The following is a 15900-nucleotide window of genomic DNA, read 5'->3' as shown; positions in this document are numbered from 1 at the left end:
GCCGTCCGTGCTTCAATCAGGAAACTTCGTCAGGAGCGGCGGCGTGATGCCGCCGCCGGTTCAGACCACCGTCTTGATCCAGTTGTGCGGATCGTTGGTCCGTCCGTACTGGATGTCGACGAGTTGCTTGCGCAGCCCCATGGCCACGGGACCGGCCGCGCCGCCACTGATCTCGAAGTCGCCGCTCACCGAGCGCACCTTGCCGATCGGCGAGATCACCGCCGCCGTGCCGCAGGCAAATGCTTCCTTGAGCCTGCCGCTGGCGGCATCCTTGCGCCACTGGTCGATCGCGTAGGGCTCCTCGCGCACGGTCTTGCCGGCATCCCTGGCGAGCGCGATGATCGAGTCGCGGGTGATGCCCGGCAGGATCGTGCCGAGCGGCGGCGTCGAGAGCGAGCCGTCGTCGAACACGAAGAACACGTTCATGCCGCCGAGCTCCTCGATGTAGCGGCGCTCGACCGCGTCGAGGAAGACGACCTGATCGCAGCCATGCGTGATGGCCTCGGCCTGCGCGCGCAGGCTCGCGGCGTAGTTGCCGCCGCATTTGACCGCGCCGGTGCCGCCGACCGCGGCACGCGTGTAATTCTCCGACACCCAGATCGACACCGGCGCAGGGCCGCCCTTGAAATAGGAGCCGACCGGCGAGGCGATCACGGCGAAGATGTATTCGGAGGACGGCTTCACGCCGAGGAAGGTCTCGCTCGCGATCATGAAGGGACGCAAGTAAAGGCTGCCCTCGCCGCCCGGGATCCAGGCACGGTCGATGCGCACGACCTGCTCGACCGCTTCGATGAAGACGTCTTCAGGCAGCGGCGCCATCGCCATGCGCTCGGCCGAGGCCTTGAAGCGCCGCGCATTGGCGTCGGGGCGGAACAGGTTCACGCCGCCGTCGTCGCGCCTGTAGGCCTTGAGGCCTTCAAATATCTCCTGCGCGTAGTGCAGGACGGCACCGGCGGGATCGAGCTGGAAATTGCTGCGCGCCTCGACGTGCGCATCATGCCAGCCGCCCTTGGCCTGGTTGTAGCGGACGATCGCCATGTGATCGGTGAAAACCCGCCCGAAGCCGGGATCCGCGAGCTTGGCCACGCGCTCCTTCTCGGAGGTCGGGTTTGCTGCGGGCTGGATGTCGAATTTCATGCTCATTTTCCTTGCCTCCCGCCGTCGGTATCGGCGCCGTCCTGGCGCCGGCCTGCCTGTTTCGGGCCCGGCTGGCTCGATTGGATTTGAAGCGGACCCCCGCCAGCCTTGTTACGGCCGGTTTCCGTGGCCAGCATGCCGCGGAGGACATGCTTTTGCGGAACGCGGAAGTCCAGTATGTTTTGTCGAAATGCCGCTCGACAAACGCACGGTAGATCTGATCCGGCCGTCGCAGCCTGTCTGGCTATCCCCGGCCGACTTGGACGATGCCCACCCGACGCGAAGCGATGTAAAATTTCGTGCCGGCTGATCGTTTTGTAACATTGAACCCAAGATACGTCAATATGCCTGACATAAATTTCGCGACTTCCCCTCATGATGCCGCCGAGCCAAGGTCGGCCGCGTCCGATGGAGGCAATTTGCGCTGGGATATCATCGAGCTCCTGTTCTTCGCCTATCGCGATTTCGTCGGCGACCCCGACCAGGAGCTGGAGGCTTTCGGCTTCGGCCGGGCGCATCACCGGGTCATGCACTTCGTCTACCGCTACCCCGGCCTGAAGGTCGCCGACCTCCTGGATGTCCTGCGCATCACCAAGCAATCGCTCGGCCGGGTGCTCAAGCAGCTCCTGGACGAGGGATACATCGTGCAGAAGACCGGCGACAACGACCGTCGCCAGCGCCTGCTCTACGCGACGCCGAAGGGCGAGGCGCTGGTGCAGAAGCTCGCCGGTCTCCAGACCACCCGCATCACCAAGGCGCTCGCCGAGATGGCGCCGCAGGATGCCGAGACGATCAAGCGCTTCCTGCGCGCGATGATCGACCGCGACGATCCGGACAAGGTGCTCGAGACGATCTTCGCCTCGGGTAACCCCGACGCAAAGGAGTGAACGTGCCGCTCACCGCCACTCTCACACGTCCGCCGGCGCGTCCGGCCGACGATGCGCCACATCTGCTGCTGGTCGACGACGACCGCCGCATCCGCGATCTGTTGTCGCGCTTTCTCGCCAGCGAGGGCTATCGCGTCACCACTGCCGCGAGCGCGAGTGACGCTCGCTCAAAGCTCCTGGGACTGCATTTCGACCTCTTGATCCTCGACGTGATGATGCCCGGCGAGACCGGCTTCGACCTCGCCCGCTTCATCCGCCAGTCCTCGTCGGTGCCGATCGTGATGCTGACGGCGCGGCACGAAGCGGAAGCCCGCATCGAAGGCCTCCAGATCGGCGCCGACGATTACGTTGCAAAACCGTTTGAGCCGCGCGAGCTCGCGCTGCGCATCATCAACATCCTCAAGCGTGCCGCGCCGCCGCCGCAGGCCGCAACGGTGGAGAAGATCGCCTTCGGGCCTTACATCTTCCACCTCGATCGCGGCGAATTGCGCCAGGGCGAGGAGGTCATTCACCTGACCGACCGCGAGCGCGAGATGCTGCGTATCCTCTCGGAGACACCGGGCGAAACCGTGCCGCGCAGCGCACTCACCGGAAACGGCAGCGTGAACGAGCGCGCCGTCGACGTGCAGATCAACCGCCTGCGGCGCAAGATCGAGAACGACCCCGCCAATCCGCTGTTCCTCCAGGCGGTGCGCGGCATCGGCTANGGCTGGTGGCCGCGCCGTAAGTCAGAAGCAGTGAAGCGCGACCGATGAGCACGATCGATACCGGCCTGACGCTGCTGAAGAGCGCCGCCGGGCGCGTCTCCGCTGCCAATGGCTGGATGGGCAACGCGTTCAAGGGCTGGATGCCGACCGGCCTCTATGCCCGCGCGCTGCTGATCATGATCGTGCCGATGGTGGTGCTGCAATCGGTCGTTGCCTTCGTGTTCATGGAGCGGCACTGGAACACGGTGACGCGCCGGCTGTCGGCCGCGGTGGTGCAGGACATCGCCGCGCTGATCGACATCTACAAGGGCTATCCGCAGGACAAGGACCGCGACCAGATCCGCCGCATCGCCCAGCAGCGCCTTGGGCTCGTCGTGGATTTCCTGCCCGCCGGCGACATGCCGCCGCCCGGACCAAAGCCGTTCTTCTCGCTGCTCGACCAGACGCTGTCGGTGCAGCTCGGCCGCCAGATCGGACGTTCGTTCTGGATCGACACGGTCGGCCGCTCCAACCTCGTCGAGATTCGCATCCAGCTCGATGACGCCGTGATGCGCGTGTTCGCGCAGCGCAGCGCCGCCTACGCGTCGAACTCGGAGATCTTCCTGTTCTGGATGGTCGGCACGTCCTCGATCCTCTTGATCGTGGCGGTGCTGTTCCTACGCAACCAGATCAAGCCGATCCTGCGCCTTGCAGACGCCGCGGAAAGTTTTGGCAAAGGCCGCGAGGCGCCGAACTTCAGGCCTAGAGGCGCGCGCGAGGTACGGCGCGCGGCTGTCGCCTTCCTCGAGATGAAATCGCGCATCGAGCGCGCGATGGAGCAGCGCACCGCGATGCTGGCCGGCGTCAGCCACGATCTGCGCACCATCCTGACCCGCTTCAAGCTCGAGCTGGCGCTGATCGGCGACAGCCCGGAGCTCGAGGGCATGCGCAAGGACGTCGACGAGATGTCCATGATGCTGGAGGATTACCTCGCCTTCGCCCGCGGCGATTCCGGCGAGCAGGCGCAGCCGACCGACATGGCACAGGCGCTCGAAGAGCTGCGCAGCGACGCCGAACGTCACGGCCACATCGCGACCGTGACCTTCCACGGCCTGCCCGTGGTGACCGTGAAGCCAGCCTCGTTCAAGCGCTGCCTCGCCAACCTCGTCACCAATGCCGCGCGGTATGGAAAGACCATCGCCATCGCCGGCCAGCGCGATCACCGTTATTTGACCGTCACGGTCGACGACGACGGACCGGGCATCCCCGTCCATCTGCGCGAAGAGGTGTTCAAGCCGTTCCTCCGCCTGGACAACGCCCGCAACCAGGACGAAGGCGGCACGGGCCTGGGGCTTGCCATCGCCCGCGACATCGCGCGCTCCCATGGCGGTGACATCACGCTCGGCGACAGCCCGATGGGTGGCCTGCGGGCGAGCGTAAGGATTCCGGTCTAAGCCGCGGCTTGCAGCTTGTCCGCGAGGTCGATGAAGCTGGTCGCATAGATGTCGAACCAGCTCTCGGGCGAGATGTCGGGCGCCGCGTCGGGTCCGAACTCCAGAGGACGAGGCACGAACGCTGTCTTCATGCCGAATGCGCGAGCCGCCTTCAAATCGTACTTGTGGCAAGCAACCATCAGAATCTGATCTGGGCGATAGCCAAGGTAGTCGACGGCGAGTTGATAGACCGCCGGCGCAGGTTTGTAACTCTTGGCCAGTTCCGCCGTCAGCACGGCATCGAACGGCAGGCCGGCATTTTTCACCAGGGCGATCACGCTGGCCATGCCTGCGTTCGACAACGTCGACGTCAGACAATGTCGGCGAAGCCGAGTCAGCCCCTCGATCGCATCCGGCCAGGCGTCAAGCCGCGTCCAGACATTGTTCAGTTCGTCACGCTCGGCCCCATCCAGACGATCGGACAAGCCGTGCGTCTCGACGAGATCGTCCAGCGCCTCCCGGTAGATGCGGTCAACCCGCAACCAGCTCCTGCGGCCTGCGATCACCGCGTCCATCGCGGCGCGGTACAGCTCACGCCATTCTGCCGAAAAGGCAGCCCAGTCGATCTCCAATCGCTTCTCGCTGTTGATAGCGGCGCCAGCCCGCAGGATCGGCTCGTAGAAATCGACGCAGGTGCCCTGCACATCGAATGCCATCGCCTTGACGTCCGCCAGCTGGCCAGGGCCCACCATGACGCGCGCCACCTATTTCGGCAGCAGGTTCTTCAGCTTGTCGGCGTCGCGCGTGTTTATCTTGAAGCCGCCGGGCATCACGATGTCGCCGGGCTTCTGATCCGGCTTGCAGGCCCCGAGCCACTTGGCTTCGATCATCGTGGTGGCATCGCGCCCTGCCGCGCCGGCGACACCACCTTGCGCGTGCGAGGTGCTCTTCACCGTGTAGGCCGAATTGAAATCGCCGGTGATCTCGGCATGCGAGGTCGTGGTCACGCCGGCGACGCTGCACTCGGAATCGCTGACATAGCCGGTCGCCGTCTTCTTGATGTCCTGCTTGGAGCAAATCTGCTTGGCCATCGGGGAGACGTTGTTGCTCATCTCCTTGTCGACGGTCTCGTCGGTGCAGTGCTGCATGGTCATCTCCGGCATCGGCGAGCCGGTCCTGACCATCTTCATCTCCCACAGGCCGGCCTTGCGCGTCGGCAGATCGTCGGCACGGGCAGCGCCGGCCGACAAGGCGAGGCAAACGGCCGAACCGAGCAAAGCAAGTTTGCGCGTCATGCGAGAAGCTCCCGGCAGTATCGTGGCCTTACGAAAGACGCCTCAATAGAGCGTGCGGATCGGCTGCTCGGCCGGGCCATAGGGCACCCAGCGGCAGGAAAACGAGATGTAGCCGCCCTCATAGGCCTGCACGGCGAGGAATTTGACCACCTTGCCGTACCGTGCGCAGTGATCGACCGCGACCTGCCGCGCATCGACCTGGGTCGCCATCGAATAGGCGATGATGCCACCGGTGTCGTTGCCCTTGAACGGGGGCACCGGCAGGATGTCGGCGCGCGCCGGCTGGCTCGCCAGCATTCCCGAGATAACCAGGCTGGCAAAAAGGCCCGCGGCCGCAATGATTCGCATTCCCGTCACTCCATTTGGCTGGGGCCAGTTTACGGTGCCTGGACGACGCTGAAAAGAACGGAAGTCCCGTCTGCTGCGCCGTTATTGTCAACTCGTCGACAAGTGTTGCCGTGCTGCACTTGACCTCCTCCGGCCTTCGCGGCACCGTCCGACCCTCCATGCCTATTGGATTGCCCATGCGCGCCCTCTCGACCTCCCTGAAATCGCTCCGCCTTGCCGCGGGGCTTGGCCTCCTGTTCGGGGCGCTGTCGCTCGGCGAGGCCCGGGCCGCCAATCCGCTGGAGCTGAACTTCTGGCTGGACGGGCCGCGCTATGACGGCCGCGTCGCCGATTGCGACAAGGCGCTGCCCACGATCGCCACCCAGTTCTGGGAGAAGGAAAGCTCCTTCTGGAATTCGCCGCTGAAGATCACCGGTTTCGCCGGTGTCCACGAGATCGCATTCCGTCCCTGGCAGTCCGACAACATTCCGCGCCGCTACTGCACGGGCCAGGCCATGCTGACCGACGGCAAGGCGCGCACGGTGCATTTCTCGATCATCGAGGACGGCGGCTTCGCCGGCTTCGGCCAGGGCGTCGAATGGTGCGTGGTCGGGCTCGACCGCAACTGGGCCTACAATCCGTCCTGCCGCGCGGCAAAGCCCTGATTCGGGCTGGGCGGCGCCCCCGATACGGGCCGCCCCACGAATTTTGTTCTTGAAATGTTCTTGTCGCCTGCTAGGCTTCCTCGCACAGTCTAGTTGAGGGGGCGTCGTCATGTTTCATTCCAGATTGCAGTCGTTTTCCCGCCTGATGATCTCGCTCACGCTGGCCGCCGGGCTGATGTCGCTCGCCGGCGCTGCGATGGCACAAGACAGGCGGCAGAACGCACCCGGCGAATTCGATTTTTACGTATTGTCGCTGTCGTGGTCGCCGTCCTTCTGTGAAGAGGCCGCGGAGCGCGGCCGCGGCGGCGGGCGCTCCCAGATACAGTGCGACGGCCGGCCCTATTCCTTCGTGGTGCACGGGCTCTGGCCGCAATATGAGAGCGGCTTTCCGGAATACTGCCAGCGGCCGGCGCCGCGACTCAACCGCAGCATCGTCTCCTCGATGCTCGACCTGATGCCGGCGCCCGGCCTGATCTTCAACGAGTGGGACAAGCACGGCACCTGCTCCGGGCTCAGCGACCGCAATTATTTCGAGACAATCCGGAAAGCGCGCGCGGCGATCAAGATTCCGGCCGAGTTTCTCGACCTGTCGCAGGCCAAGACCGTGGCGCCGGCCGAGATCGAGGAAGCCTTCATCAAGGCCAATCCGGGCCTGAGCAATGCGGCGATCTCGGTCACCTGCAACCGGACGCGACTGTCCGAGGTCCGCATCTGCCTCAGCAAGGACCTGCAATTCCGCGCCTGCGAGGAGATCGAGCGCCGCGCCTGCCGCCGCGACCAGGTGACGATGCCGCCGATCCGGGGCGGTTAGGGCCGCGAGATCCGTCATTGCGAGCGCAGCGAAGCAATCCAGACCACCGCCGCGGATAGATTCTGGATTGCTTCGCTGCGCTCGCAATGACAAGTGGTTGGGGATCGCGCAAGACAACGTAGCCCCTGCCCCATGAACTACCGCCACGCCTTTCACGCCGGCAACTTTGCCGATGTCATCAAGCACATCGTGCTGGCGCGCATCCTCACTTATCTGCAGGAGAAGCCGGGCGCGTTCCGCGTCATCGACACCCATGCGGGCGCCGGCCTCTACGATCTCGAAAGCGACGAAGCGCGCCGCGGCGGCGAATGGCTGACGGGAATCGCGCGGCTGCTGCAGGCGCGGCTTTCGAACGAGACCGCGGCGCTGACGAAGCCCTATCTCGACATCGTCCGCGCCTTCAATCCAAAGGGCGAGCTCAAGGCCTATCCGGGCTCGCCGCTGATCGCGCGCGGCCTGTTACGCCCGCAGGATCGCCTCGTCGCCTGCGAGCTCGAGCCGAAGCCGCGCAAGGCGCTGATCGATGTGCTGCGGCGCGACGAACAGGCCCGCGTGGTCGATCTCGACGGCTGGGTGGCGCTGCCCGCCTTCGTGCCACCGAAGGAGCGGCGCGGGCTCGTGCTGATCGATCCGCCCTTCGAGGCAAAGGACGAGTTCGAACGGCTGGGCGAAGCCTTCTCGGCAGCCTTCGCGAAATGGCCGACCGGTATCTATGTAATCTGGTATCCGGCCAAGAGCCGGCGTGCCACCGACGCACTGGCGCGGCTCGTCGCGCAGGCCGCGGCCGCAGCGAAGCCGAGTGGAAAATGCCTGCGGCTCGAATTCAGCGTCGCGCCGCAAGTCGACGGCACACTCGCCACTACCGGGCTCCTGATCGTCAATCCTCCCTACACGCTGCAAAGCGAGCTCAGGACGATTTTACCCGAGCTGGAGAAGCCGCTCGGCCAAGGCGGCGCCGCGCGCTTCCGCCTCGAGGTGCCGAAGCCGTAAAGCTCCGGCATCCTTGGGAAAAATATGCATGAATGGTAGTCAATATGCAGAGAACCGTATTATGCTGTGTTCGTGACTGGCTTTACGTTCCGCTTCCGCGAATGGTTGCGGCGGAGTGAAGGCCTAAGAAAGATCCGACCGGACAGAAGTGTCCGCCCAAGGATGGCCAGCTCCCGGGCTCAGTAATGTCCGGTCATGTCATGACGTGAGTCTGCGTCATGACGGAGGAGCAATGCGGGGGAGGAGTTTCCCGATGGCCATGACGGGGACGGTTAAATTCTTCAACGGCGAGCGCGGCTACGGCTTCATCAAGCCGGACGACGGCGGTCGCGATGTCTTCGTTCACATCACTGCTGTGGAGCGAGCCGGTTTGAAGGATCTTGCCGAAGGACAGCGCATCACGTTCGAAGTCGAACCGGACAAGAAGGGGAAGGGACCAAAGGCGGTCAATTTGGTGATCCTCTCCTAGCGAGCCCGACGCAAAAAAATCCCGGCCGCAAGCGGCCGGGAGGGTAATGTCCGGTATTTTCTTCTTCAGCTATCAGAAGTGATAGTTCACGCCCGCGCGCACGACGCTGGCGGTATAGCCGTTTGACACGCCTGTAATTGCGAACTGACTCGTCGACAGATCGATGTAGAGGTATTCGAGCTTGGCGCTCCAGTTCGGCGCGAGCCCGACCTCGGCGCCGACACCCGCGGTCCAGCCGGCGGTGGTGTGCGACTCCGTAAAGCCGAACGTCTGTCCTTTCAGCTCACCGAAGGCGAGACCGGCGGTGCCGTAGAACAGCACGTTGCTGAAGGAATAGCCGGCGCGGCCGCGCACGGTACCGAACCAGGGATTGGAGAACTTCCACGGCGCAAAGGTGTCGTCCGCGCCGGTCGCCTGGATGTCGCCCTCGATGCCGAACACCCACGGACCGTTCTGGAAATTGTAGCCCGCCTGCACGCCGCCGACGAAGCCGGAGGGGTTGGCGGGATTGCTGGTCACCGAGCCCCACTCATAGCCGATGTTGCCGCCGAGATAGGGGCCGGCCCAGCTATAGGCATTGAGCGGCTGATTGACGGTATAGGGCGCACCCTGCCCGTAATTGAGATCGGCGGCCTTTGCCGAAGCTGTCCAGCCGGCTGCAACCAACGCGGCTGCGCCCACAACGAGCCTCTTCATCACACTCTCCAACGCAACTGCCGCAACCGTGCGAGACGAGCGCCGCCGCGCTGCGCCCTGCCGAATGGTTACGGAACCAAGACCTTTTCGCGTAGGATTTATCGAGAGTTTTAAGTTAAAGGGTTGTTAAGGCCGGTTACCGCGCTCTTAACAGACTTAAGGAAGCGTTACCGGGAACTGCGCCCGCCCTCTGTGCGTGTCGCAGGTGCGGAACTTCAAATCGGCGCTCCCAGCGCTTAAATTTGCCCCATGGATCACGATTCCACCGACAACCCGGACACTGCGCGCGCGCGCAAGGCCCGGCGCGGCGCGGCGCTGGATGCGCCGCCCGAGGATCTGGCGCCCCCGGACGTCGACCCCGCCGCCGCAAGCGGCGAGGACGACGACGAGGCGCGGCTGCCGGACATCCTGGAAGAGAGCGGCGCGGTCGGCGAAGGCCCGCTGGCGACGGGCCATGAGGCGATCGAGCGCGCGGTCCGGCTCGCCCCCACCTCGCCCGGCGTCTATCGCATGCTGAATGCGAATGCCGACGTGCTCTATGTCGGCAAGGCCAAGAACGTCAAAAAGCGCCTGTCGAACTACGCGCGCGTGGGCGCGCCGCAGCCGGCCCGCATCCTGCGCATGATCGCGGCCACGGTCACGGTCGAGATCGTCTCGACCACGACCGAGACGGAAGCGCTGCTGCTCGAGGCCAATCTCATCAAGCAGCTCAGGCCGCGCTTCAACGTGCAGCTTCGCGACGACAAGTCGTTTCCCTACATCCTGATCACCGGCGACCATTGGGCGCCGCAGATCCTGAAGCATCGGGGCGCGCAGACCCGCCCCGGGCGGTACTTCGGGCCGTTCGCCTCCGCCGGCGCCGTCAACCGCACCATCACGGCCTTGCAGCGCGCCTTCCTGATCCGCTCCTGCACCGATTCGTTCTTCGAGAGCCGCACCCGGCCCTGCCTGCTCTACCAGATCCGCCGCTGCGCCGGTCCCTGCACGCGCGAGATCGATTTTACGGGCTATACGACGCTGGTGCGCGAGGCGACCGACTTCCTCTCCGGCAAGAGCCATGCGGTGAAGCAGGAGCTCGCCGCCGAGATGGAGAAGGCCTCCGGCGAGCTCGAATTCGAGCGCGCCGCGCTCTACCGCGACCGCCTCGCCGCGCTCTCGGCAATCCAGTCGCAGCAGGGCATCAATCCGCGTACCGTGGAGGAAGCCGACGTGTTCGCCATCCACCAGGAGGGCGGCTTCTCCTGCGTCGAGGTGTTCTTCTTCCGCACCGGGCAGAACTGGGGCAACCGCGCCTATTTTCCGCGTGCAGAGAAGACCTTCACCCCGGAGGAGGTGCTCGGCTCCTTCCTGGCGCAGTTCTACGACGACAAGCCCCCGCCGAAGGTCATCCTGCTCTCGCACGAGATCGAGGAGAGCGAGCTGCTTGGCAATGCGCTGTCGATCAAGGCCGGCCACAAGGTCGAGGTCACCGCGCCCAAGCGCGGCGAGAAGAAGGAGCTCGTCACCCACGCGCTGACCAATGCGCGCGAGGCGCTGGGACGCAAGCTCGCCGATACCGCAACACAAAGCCGCCTGCTCGAGGCGATGGCCGGGACCCTGAGCCTGCCGCATCCCCCGAAGCGCATCGAGGTCTACGACAACAGCCACATCCAGGGCACCAATGCGGTCGGCGCGATGATCGTCGCCGGCCCCGACGGCTTCGTGAAGAACCAGTACCGCAAGTTCAACATCAAGTCCGAAGGCCTCACGCCCGGCGACGACTACGCCATGATGCGCGAGGTGCTGCAGCGCCGGTTCAAGCGTCTGCTCAGCCCGCCGGAAGAGGGTGCGGCCAAGGCGAAGGACGACGATTTCCCGCAATGGCCGGACCTCGTCATCATCGACGGCGGCCGCGGCCAGCTCAACGCCGTCCGGGAGATATTCGAGGGCCTCGGCCTCACCCAGGTCTCGCTGATGTCGGTCGCCAAGGGGCCGGACCGGGATGCCGGCCGCGAGACCCTGTTCATGCCGGACCGCGAGGCGATCAAGCTCGAGCCGCGCGATCCCGTGCTCTATTTCATCCAGCGCCTGCGGGACGAGGCCCACCGTTTCGTCATCGGCTCGCACCGCAAGCTGCGCAAGAAGGACATCCGCGAGGCCGGTTTGCAGGAAATCCCGGGCATCGGCCCGTCACGCAAACGGGCCTTGTTGCATCATTTCGGAACCCTGAAGGAGATCGAGCGGGCCTCGATCGCCGATCTTGGCAAGGTTCCGGGGGTGAGCGCCGAGAGCGCCCGCAGGATTTTCGAGTATTTCCATCCCCAGCCGGGGTGAATTAAAGGGGACCGTGGTCATATGGTCGTCGTGTCCGCACCCCATTTGAGGAGCGGGACGGTTGACCTTCATGCCACAGCGGTATTGGTAGAACGGATGAACATCGCCACGACACGAGGGGCCACCAAGAGCTCGCTGTCCCTCCCGAATATTTTGACCTACGCCCGGATCGCTGCGGTCCCGGTCGTGGTCGGGTGCATCTATGCCCAGTCGATCATGGACCAGCCGCTCTGGCTGCGCTGGGTGGCGGTCGCCATCTTCATCGCGGCGGGCGTGACCGACTACCTCGACGGCTATTACGCGCGCATCTGGAATCAGCAATCGGCGTTCGGGCGGATGCTCGACCCGATCGCCGACAAGCTCCTGGTCTCCTCGTGCCTGTTGATGCTGGCTGCCGACGGCATCATCCATGGCTGGTCGCTGTGGGCCGCCATCGTCATCCTGTGCCGCGAGATCCTGGTCTCGGGCCTGCGCGAATATCTGGCGGCGCTGCGGGTCAGCGTGCCCGTGACCAAGCTCGCCAAGTGGAAGACCACGATCCAGCTCGTCGCCATCGGCTTCCTGCTCGCGGGTGAAGCCGGCGACCAGGTGGTGCCGGTGGTTACGCAGATCGGCCTGTTGCTGCTGTGGATCTCGGCGATCTTCACGATCTACACCGGTTACGATTACTTCCGAGCCGGCATCCATCACCTCATCAAGGAGGATGAGGGATGAAGCTGAAATACTTCGCCTGGGTGCGCGAGCGCATCGGCACGGCCGAGGAAACCGTCGAGCCGCCTGCGAGCGTGCGCACCGTGGAGGAGCTGATCGCCTGGCTGTCCGGCCGGAGCGAGGCCTATGCCTATGCCTTCGAGAAGCCGAAGGTGATCCGCGCCGCGATCGACCACGCCCATGTGAGGCCCGACGCCGCGATCGCGGGCGCTCGCGAGATCGCGTTCTTTCCGCCGATGACCGGCGGCTAGGCCCATGACCGGCCCCGTCACCATCCGCATCCAAGAGACTGATTTCGACGTCGCCCACGAGATCGCGGGCCTGACGAAGGGCCGTACCGACATCGGCGCGGTCGTGAGCTTCTCCGGCATCTGCCGCGGCGACGAGGACAGCGCCAGGATTTCCGCGCTCACGCTCGAGCATTATCCTGGCATGGCGGAGGAAGAGATCGGGCGCCATGTCGACGAGGCGACCTCGCGCTGGCCGCTGGACGGCGTCACGATCATCCATCGCGTCGGCCGGATCACGCCCGGCGAAAACATCGTGCTGGTGGTGACCGCCTCGCAACACCGCCAGGCGGCGTTCGAGGCGGCCGAGTTCCTGATGGACTACCTCAAGACCAGTGCTCCGTTCTGGAAGAAGGAAGAGAGCGCCGCCGGCACCGGCTGGGTCGAGGCCCATGCCCGTGACGACGAGGCCGCCGCACGCTGGACCAAATCCTGATGGCAAGAGCATCCAAGAAGTCACCGCGCGGCCGCGCCGCGCCGAAACTCGCGAAGGTCGGAGCGGGCGAGCTCGTGACGCTGATCGATTTCGTCCGCTATGCGGTGAGCCGCTTCGTCGAAGCCAGGCTCGCCTTCGCGCACGGCACCACCGATCCCGTGGCGGAGGCCGCCTTCCTGGTCTGCGAGGCGCTTCATCTCCATCCCGACCAGTTCGAGGCCTTTGCCAATGCCAGCGTCACCAAGGCGGAAGGCAAGGTCATCCTCGATCTCATCCATAAGCGCGTCACCACCCGCAAGCCGGCCGCCTATCTCGTCAACAAGATCTACATGCGCGGCCTGCCCTTCTATGTCGATGAACGCGTGATCGTTCCGCGCTCCTTCATCGGCGAACTCCTTGAGTCGCATTTCGGCAGCGACGGCGAAGCCGGCTCGCTTCTCGACGATCCCCTGGCCGTCGGACGGGTGCTCGATCTCTGCACCGGCTCGGGATGCCTCGCGATCCTCGCCGCGCATCATTTCCCGAACGCCGCGATCGATGCCGTCGACATCTCCAAAGGCGCGCTCGAGGTTGCCGCGCGCAATGTCGGAGAGCACGGGCTCGATCACCGCATCACGCTCCATCGCGGCGATCTGTTTGCGCCGCTTGGCGACAGCAGCTACGACCTGATCATCTCCAATCCGCCCTATGTCGACGCCGATGGCATGGCCGCGCTGCCGCCGGAATGCCGGGCCGAGCCGAAACTCGCCTTCGACGGCGGCTCCGACGGGCTCGACGTGGTGCGTCGCATCCTGCGCGATGCGCCAAAACATTTGGCGCGGGAGGGCGGCCTGCTCTGCGAGATCGGGCGCGGCCGCGACTTGCTCGACGAAGCCTTCCCGGAACTGCCACTGCTCTGGCTCGATACCGAGGAGTCCGAGGGCGAGGTGTTCTGGATCTCCGCCGCCGACCTCGGCTGATCGCGGCAACAGGCCCGCGTCCCGTCGGAACAAGTCAATCACCGCCACGTTCATCCCCGAACGAAACGTCTCGGCTGCCGGAGGATGTCCGTATGCTTGCGCCATCGGGCGAATTGCTGCGCGCGGGGTTGACGCTCAAGGCCAACCACCTCAAGCGCGCCACACAGTCCTATCTGCGCGACCGCGCCAACCAGACCACCGGCAGGATAACCTCCTACGCGATCGCCGTGGGATTGTTCGCGGTCGCAGGCCTGCTCGTTGTCGCGGCCTGCTTCGTCGGTCTGATGGCGCTGTTCCGCTGGATCGACCTCGCTTACGGGCAGTTCTGGGCCTTCGGCGCGGTCGGCGCGGTCCTGCTGGCGGTCGCAGCAATCTGTGCCGTCGTGGCCATGGTCATGATGCGTCGTCCCGCAAAATCCGTCGTGCCTCTCGCCAGCCGCCTGCGCGTGGCGATCGCGACGCCCCGGATCCGGCGTGGAACGGTGAAGGAAGCCGTCAAGGAGGTCGCGACCACGATACCTCTGGTGCCGCTCGCGCCGGGCGAAAGGGGCCAAGACAAGGATCATGGCGGCAGAGCCTCGCCCCTTCGCAGCAACCGGCCGGTGCAACTGGGCTTGATGCTCGCAGCCGTCGGGCTGTTGGGTGTGACGGCGGCGCGCCGGAGGCGCCACAGCCACCGATCGGACACATGATGCAGGCGCGGCGCTCCGAGCAGTTCGATAGCTGGCTTCTGGTCGCGGCCACCACCGTGCTGGTCCTGACCGCGGAACGCTACCTCCAGGCGTCCGGCTTCATGCAATCGGAGCCTGTGCAGGATCGCCGCAACAAAGAGGCAAGTTCGCCCGAGACGAACGCAGCCCGCGCGGCCGCGCAGCCCGGCCGTGGCCGCCGATCGAAAAGCCCGTTCGCGATCCCCTGGGCTGGGTGGAAGGATATTGTCTGGCGCAGCTATCAGCGCATTGGTGACGACCGGCTGCTCGCGACGGCGGGAGGCGTCGTCTTCTTCGGGTTGCTTGCGATCTTTCCCGCCGTAACTGCGCTCGTCTCATCCTACGGCCTGTTCGCCGATCCCGCGACGATCAGCGCCAATCTGCAGAAGCTCGCGATGATGCTGCCCGAGGGCGCGTTCCAGATCGTCGAGGACCAGGTCGGGCGCGTGGTGTCGAAGGGCAACACGGCGCTCGGCGCCACCTTCCTGTTCGGCCTCGTGCTTGCGATCTGGAGCGCCAATGCCGGCGTCAAATCCATCTTCGACGCTCTCAACGTCGCCTATGAGGAGCGGGAGAAGCGCAGCTTCATCCGGCTCAACCTGGTGTCACTGGCCTTCACGATCGGCGGCATCGCGGCGCTGCTGCTGATGGTCGGCACCGTGGTCGCCTTCCCGCTCGCGCTCAATCATCTCGGCCTCGCCCCCGAGAGCAAGCTGATCATTGCGCTCGCCCGATGGCCGCTCTTGTTCGTCATCCTGCTGATCGCGCTGGCCGTCCTCTACCGCTTCGCCCCCAGCCGCGACTCGCCGCAATGGCAATGGCTGAGCATCGGCGCGGTGACGGCCGCGGTGCTCTGGATCGCCGGCTCGGCGCTGCTGTCCTGGTATCTCTCGGAATTCGCCAACTACAATGCGACCTACGGCTCGCTCGGCGCTGCGATCGGCTTGATGATGTGGATGTGGGTGTCTGCCATCGTCCTCATGTTCGGGGCCGAGCTGAACTCGGAGATCGAACGGCAGACGCTGCGGGATACGACCGAAGGGCGGCCCAAGCCGCTCGGCAGCCGCGAAGCGGTCTCGGCCGATACG

At 65.2% G+C, this 15900-nt stretch carries 18 protein-coding genes and 1 pseudogene; 14 read left to right on the top strand and 5 right to left on the bottom strand.

Going from position 1 to position 15900, the window contains the following annotated elements; translation table 11 throughout:
* Positions 1–60 precede the first annotated feature (60 nt).
* Positions 61–1143: a branched-chain amino acid aminotransferase gene (locus AXW67_RS18975; RefSeq protein ID WP_063679089.1), complete on the bottom strand. Its 1083-nt coding sequence runs from the start codon at positions 1141–1143 to the stop codon at positions 61–63.
* Positions 1144–1481: 338 nt separating this feature from the next.
* Between AXW67_RS18975 and AXW67_RS18970 the strand changes: the two genes are divergently transcribed.
* The 3 genes and pseudogenes from AXW67_RS18970 to AXW67_RS18960 all read left to right on the top strand — a co-directional run bounded on the left by AXW67_RS18970 (position 1482) and on the right by AXW67_RS18960 (position 4164).
* Complete coding sequence (locus tag AXW67_RS18970; protein WP_063679088.1) at positions 1482–2024, top strand: MarR family winged helix-turn-helix transcriptional regulator; 543 nt, start codon at positions 1482–1484, stop codon at positions 2022–2024.
* Positions 2021–2730 (top strand): annotated as a pseudogene (locus tag AXW67_RS18965) (response regulator); the annotation flags it as partial. The gene AXW67_RS18970 and the pseudogene AXW67_RS18965, both read left to right, overlap by 4 nt.
* Positions 2731–2775: 45 nt before the next feature.
* Entirely contained in the window at positions 2776–4164 is a 1389-nt protein-coding gene (locus AXW67_RS18960; protein WP_027551898.1) for an ATP-binding protein, read from the top strand.
* Here AXW67_RS18960 and AXW67_RS18955 read toward each other — a convergent pair.
* From AXW67_RS18955 to AXW67_RS18945, 3 genes are read right to left on the bottom strand one after another with little or no spacing between them, the layout of a single operon-like run.
* Positions 4161–4895, bottom strand: a complete 735-nt coding sequence (locus AXW67_RS18955; protein WP_063679151.1) for a haloacid dehalogenase type II — start codon at positions 4893–4895, stop codon at positions 4161–4163. The genes AXW67_RS18960 and AXW67_RS18955 overlap by 4 nt on opposite strands.
* Positions 4896–4907: 12 nt before the next feature.
* Positions 4908–5438 (bottom strand): DUF3617 domain-containing protein, encoded by a 531-nt coding sequence (locus AXW67_RS18950; protein WP_027551900.1) that lies wholly within the window; start codon positions 5436–5438, stop codon positions 4908–4910.
* A gap of 42 nt (positions 5439–5480) precedes the next feature.
* Positions 5481–5786 (bottom strand): hypothetical protein, encoded by a 306-nt coding sequence (locus tag AXW67_RS18945; protein WP_063679086.1) that lies wholly within the window; start codon positions 5784–5786, stop codon positions 5481–5483.
* A gap of 176 nt (positions 5787–5962) precedes the next feature.
* On the opposite strand from AXW67_RS18945, the gene AXW67_RS18940 reads away from it, so the two are divergent.
* From AXW67_RS18940 to AXW67_RS18925, 4 genes are all read left to right on the top strand, one after another.
* The gene (locus tag AXW67_RS18940) at positions 5963–6430 is read left to right on the top strand and encodes a hypothetical protein (protein WP_027551902.1); all 468 of its coding nucleotides are present in this window, start codon (positions 5963–5965) and stop codon (positions 6428–6430) included.
* 109 nt (positions 6431–6539) lie between these two features.
* Positions 6540–7241 (top strand): ribonuclease T2 family protein, encoded by a 702-nt coding sequence (locus tag AXW67_RS18935; protein WP_063679085.1) that lies wholly within the window; start codon positions 6540–6542, stop codon positions 7239–7241.
* A gap of 132 nt (positions 7242–7373) precedes the next feature.
* A complete protein-coding gene (locus AXW67_RS18930; RefSeq protein ID WP_063679084.1) occupies positions 7374–8231 on the top strand; it encodes a 23S rRNA (adenine(2030)-N(6))-methyltransferase RlmJ in 858 nt (285 codons plus the stop codon).
* A 253-nt stretch (positions 8232–8484) separates the two neighbouring features.
* Positions 8485–8700, top strand: coding sequence for a cold-shock protein (locus AXW67_RS18925; RefSeq protein WP_008544396.1), 216 nt, complete (start codon positions 8485–8487; stop codon positions 8698–8700).
* Between the two features lie 72 nt (positions 8701–8772).
* On the opposite strand, the gene AXW67_RS18920 is transcribed toward AXW67_RS18925, so the two are convergent.
* Positions 8773–9396, bottom strand: a complete 624-nt coding sequence (locus AXW67_RS18920; protein ID WP_063679083.1) for an outer membrane protein — start codon at positions 9394–9396, stop codon at positions 8773–8775.
* A 249-nt stretch (positions 9397–9645) separates the two neighbouring features.
* Here AXW67_RS18920 and uvrC point away from each other — a divergent pair, with 249 nt between their 5' ends.
* From uvrC to AXW67_RS18885, 7 genes are all read left to right on the top strand, one after another.
* On the top strand, positions 9646–11709 hold the full coding sequence (gene uvrC, locus AXW67_RS18915) for an excinuclease ABC subunit UvrC (protein WP_027551906.1): 2064 nt from the start codon (positions 9646–9648) through the stop codon (positions 11707–11709).
* 96 nt (positions 11710–11805) lie between these two features.
* Entirely contained in the window at positions 11806–12423 is a 618-nt protein-coding gene (gene pgsA / locus AXW67_RS18910) for a CDP-diacylglycerol--glycerol-3-phosphate 3-phosphatidyltransferase (protein ID WP_027551907.1), read from the top strand.
* The gene (gene moaD / locus AXW67_RS18905) at positions 12420–12671 is read left to right on the top strand and encodes a molybdopterin converting factor subunit 1 (protein WP_063679082.1); all 252 of its coding nucleotides are present in this window, start codon (positions 12420–12422) and stop codon (positions 12669–12671) included. The genes pgsA and moaD overlap by 4 nt, the downstream gene beginning before the upstream one ends.
* 4 nt (positions 12672–12675) lie before the next feature.
* Complete coding sequence (locus AXW67_RS18900; RefSeq protein ID WP_063679081.1) at positions 12676–13143, top strand: molybdenum cofactor biosynthesis protein MoaE; 468 nt, start codon at positions 12676–12678, stop codon at positions 13141–13143.
* The gene (gene prmB / locus AXW67_RS18895; protein WP_063679080.1) at positions 13143–14102 is read left to right on the top strand and encodes a 50S ribosomal protein L3 N(5)-glutamine methyltransferase; all 960 of its coding nucleotides are present in this window, start codon (positions 13143–13145) and stop codon (positions 14100–14102) included. Before AXW67_RS18900 ends, prmB begins: the two co-directional genes overlap by 1 nt.
* Positions 14103–14194: 92 nt before the next feature.
* Complete coding sequence (locus tag AXW67_RS18890) at positions 14195–14794, top strand: phage holin family protein (RefSeq protein WP_063679079.1); 600 nt, start codon at positions 14195–14197, stop codon at positions 14792–14794.
* A partial coding sequence (locus tag AXW67_RS18885; protein ID WP_063679150.1) for a YihY/virulence factor BrkB family protein occupies positions 14794–15900 on the top strand: 1107 nt, incomplete at its 3' end. The genes AXW67_RS18890 and AXW67_RS18885, both read left to right, overlap by 1 nt.

Origin of the sequence: Bradyrhizobium neotropicale, from assembly GCF_001641695.1 — a bacterium.
GTDB classification, from domain to species: domain Bacteria; phylum Pseudomonadota; class Alphaproteobacteria; order Rhizobiales; family Xanthobacteraceae; genus Bradyrhizobium; species Bradyrhizobium neotropicale.
Note: the sequence above shows the minus strand (reverse complement) of the source record. Positions and strands in the feature narration are given on the sequence as shown.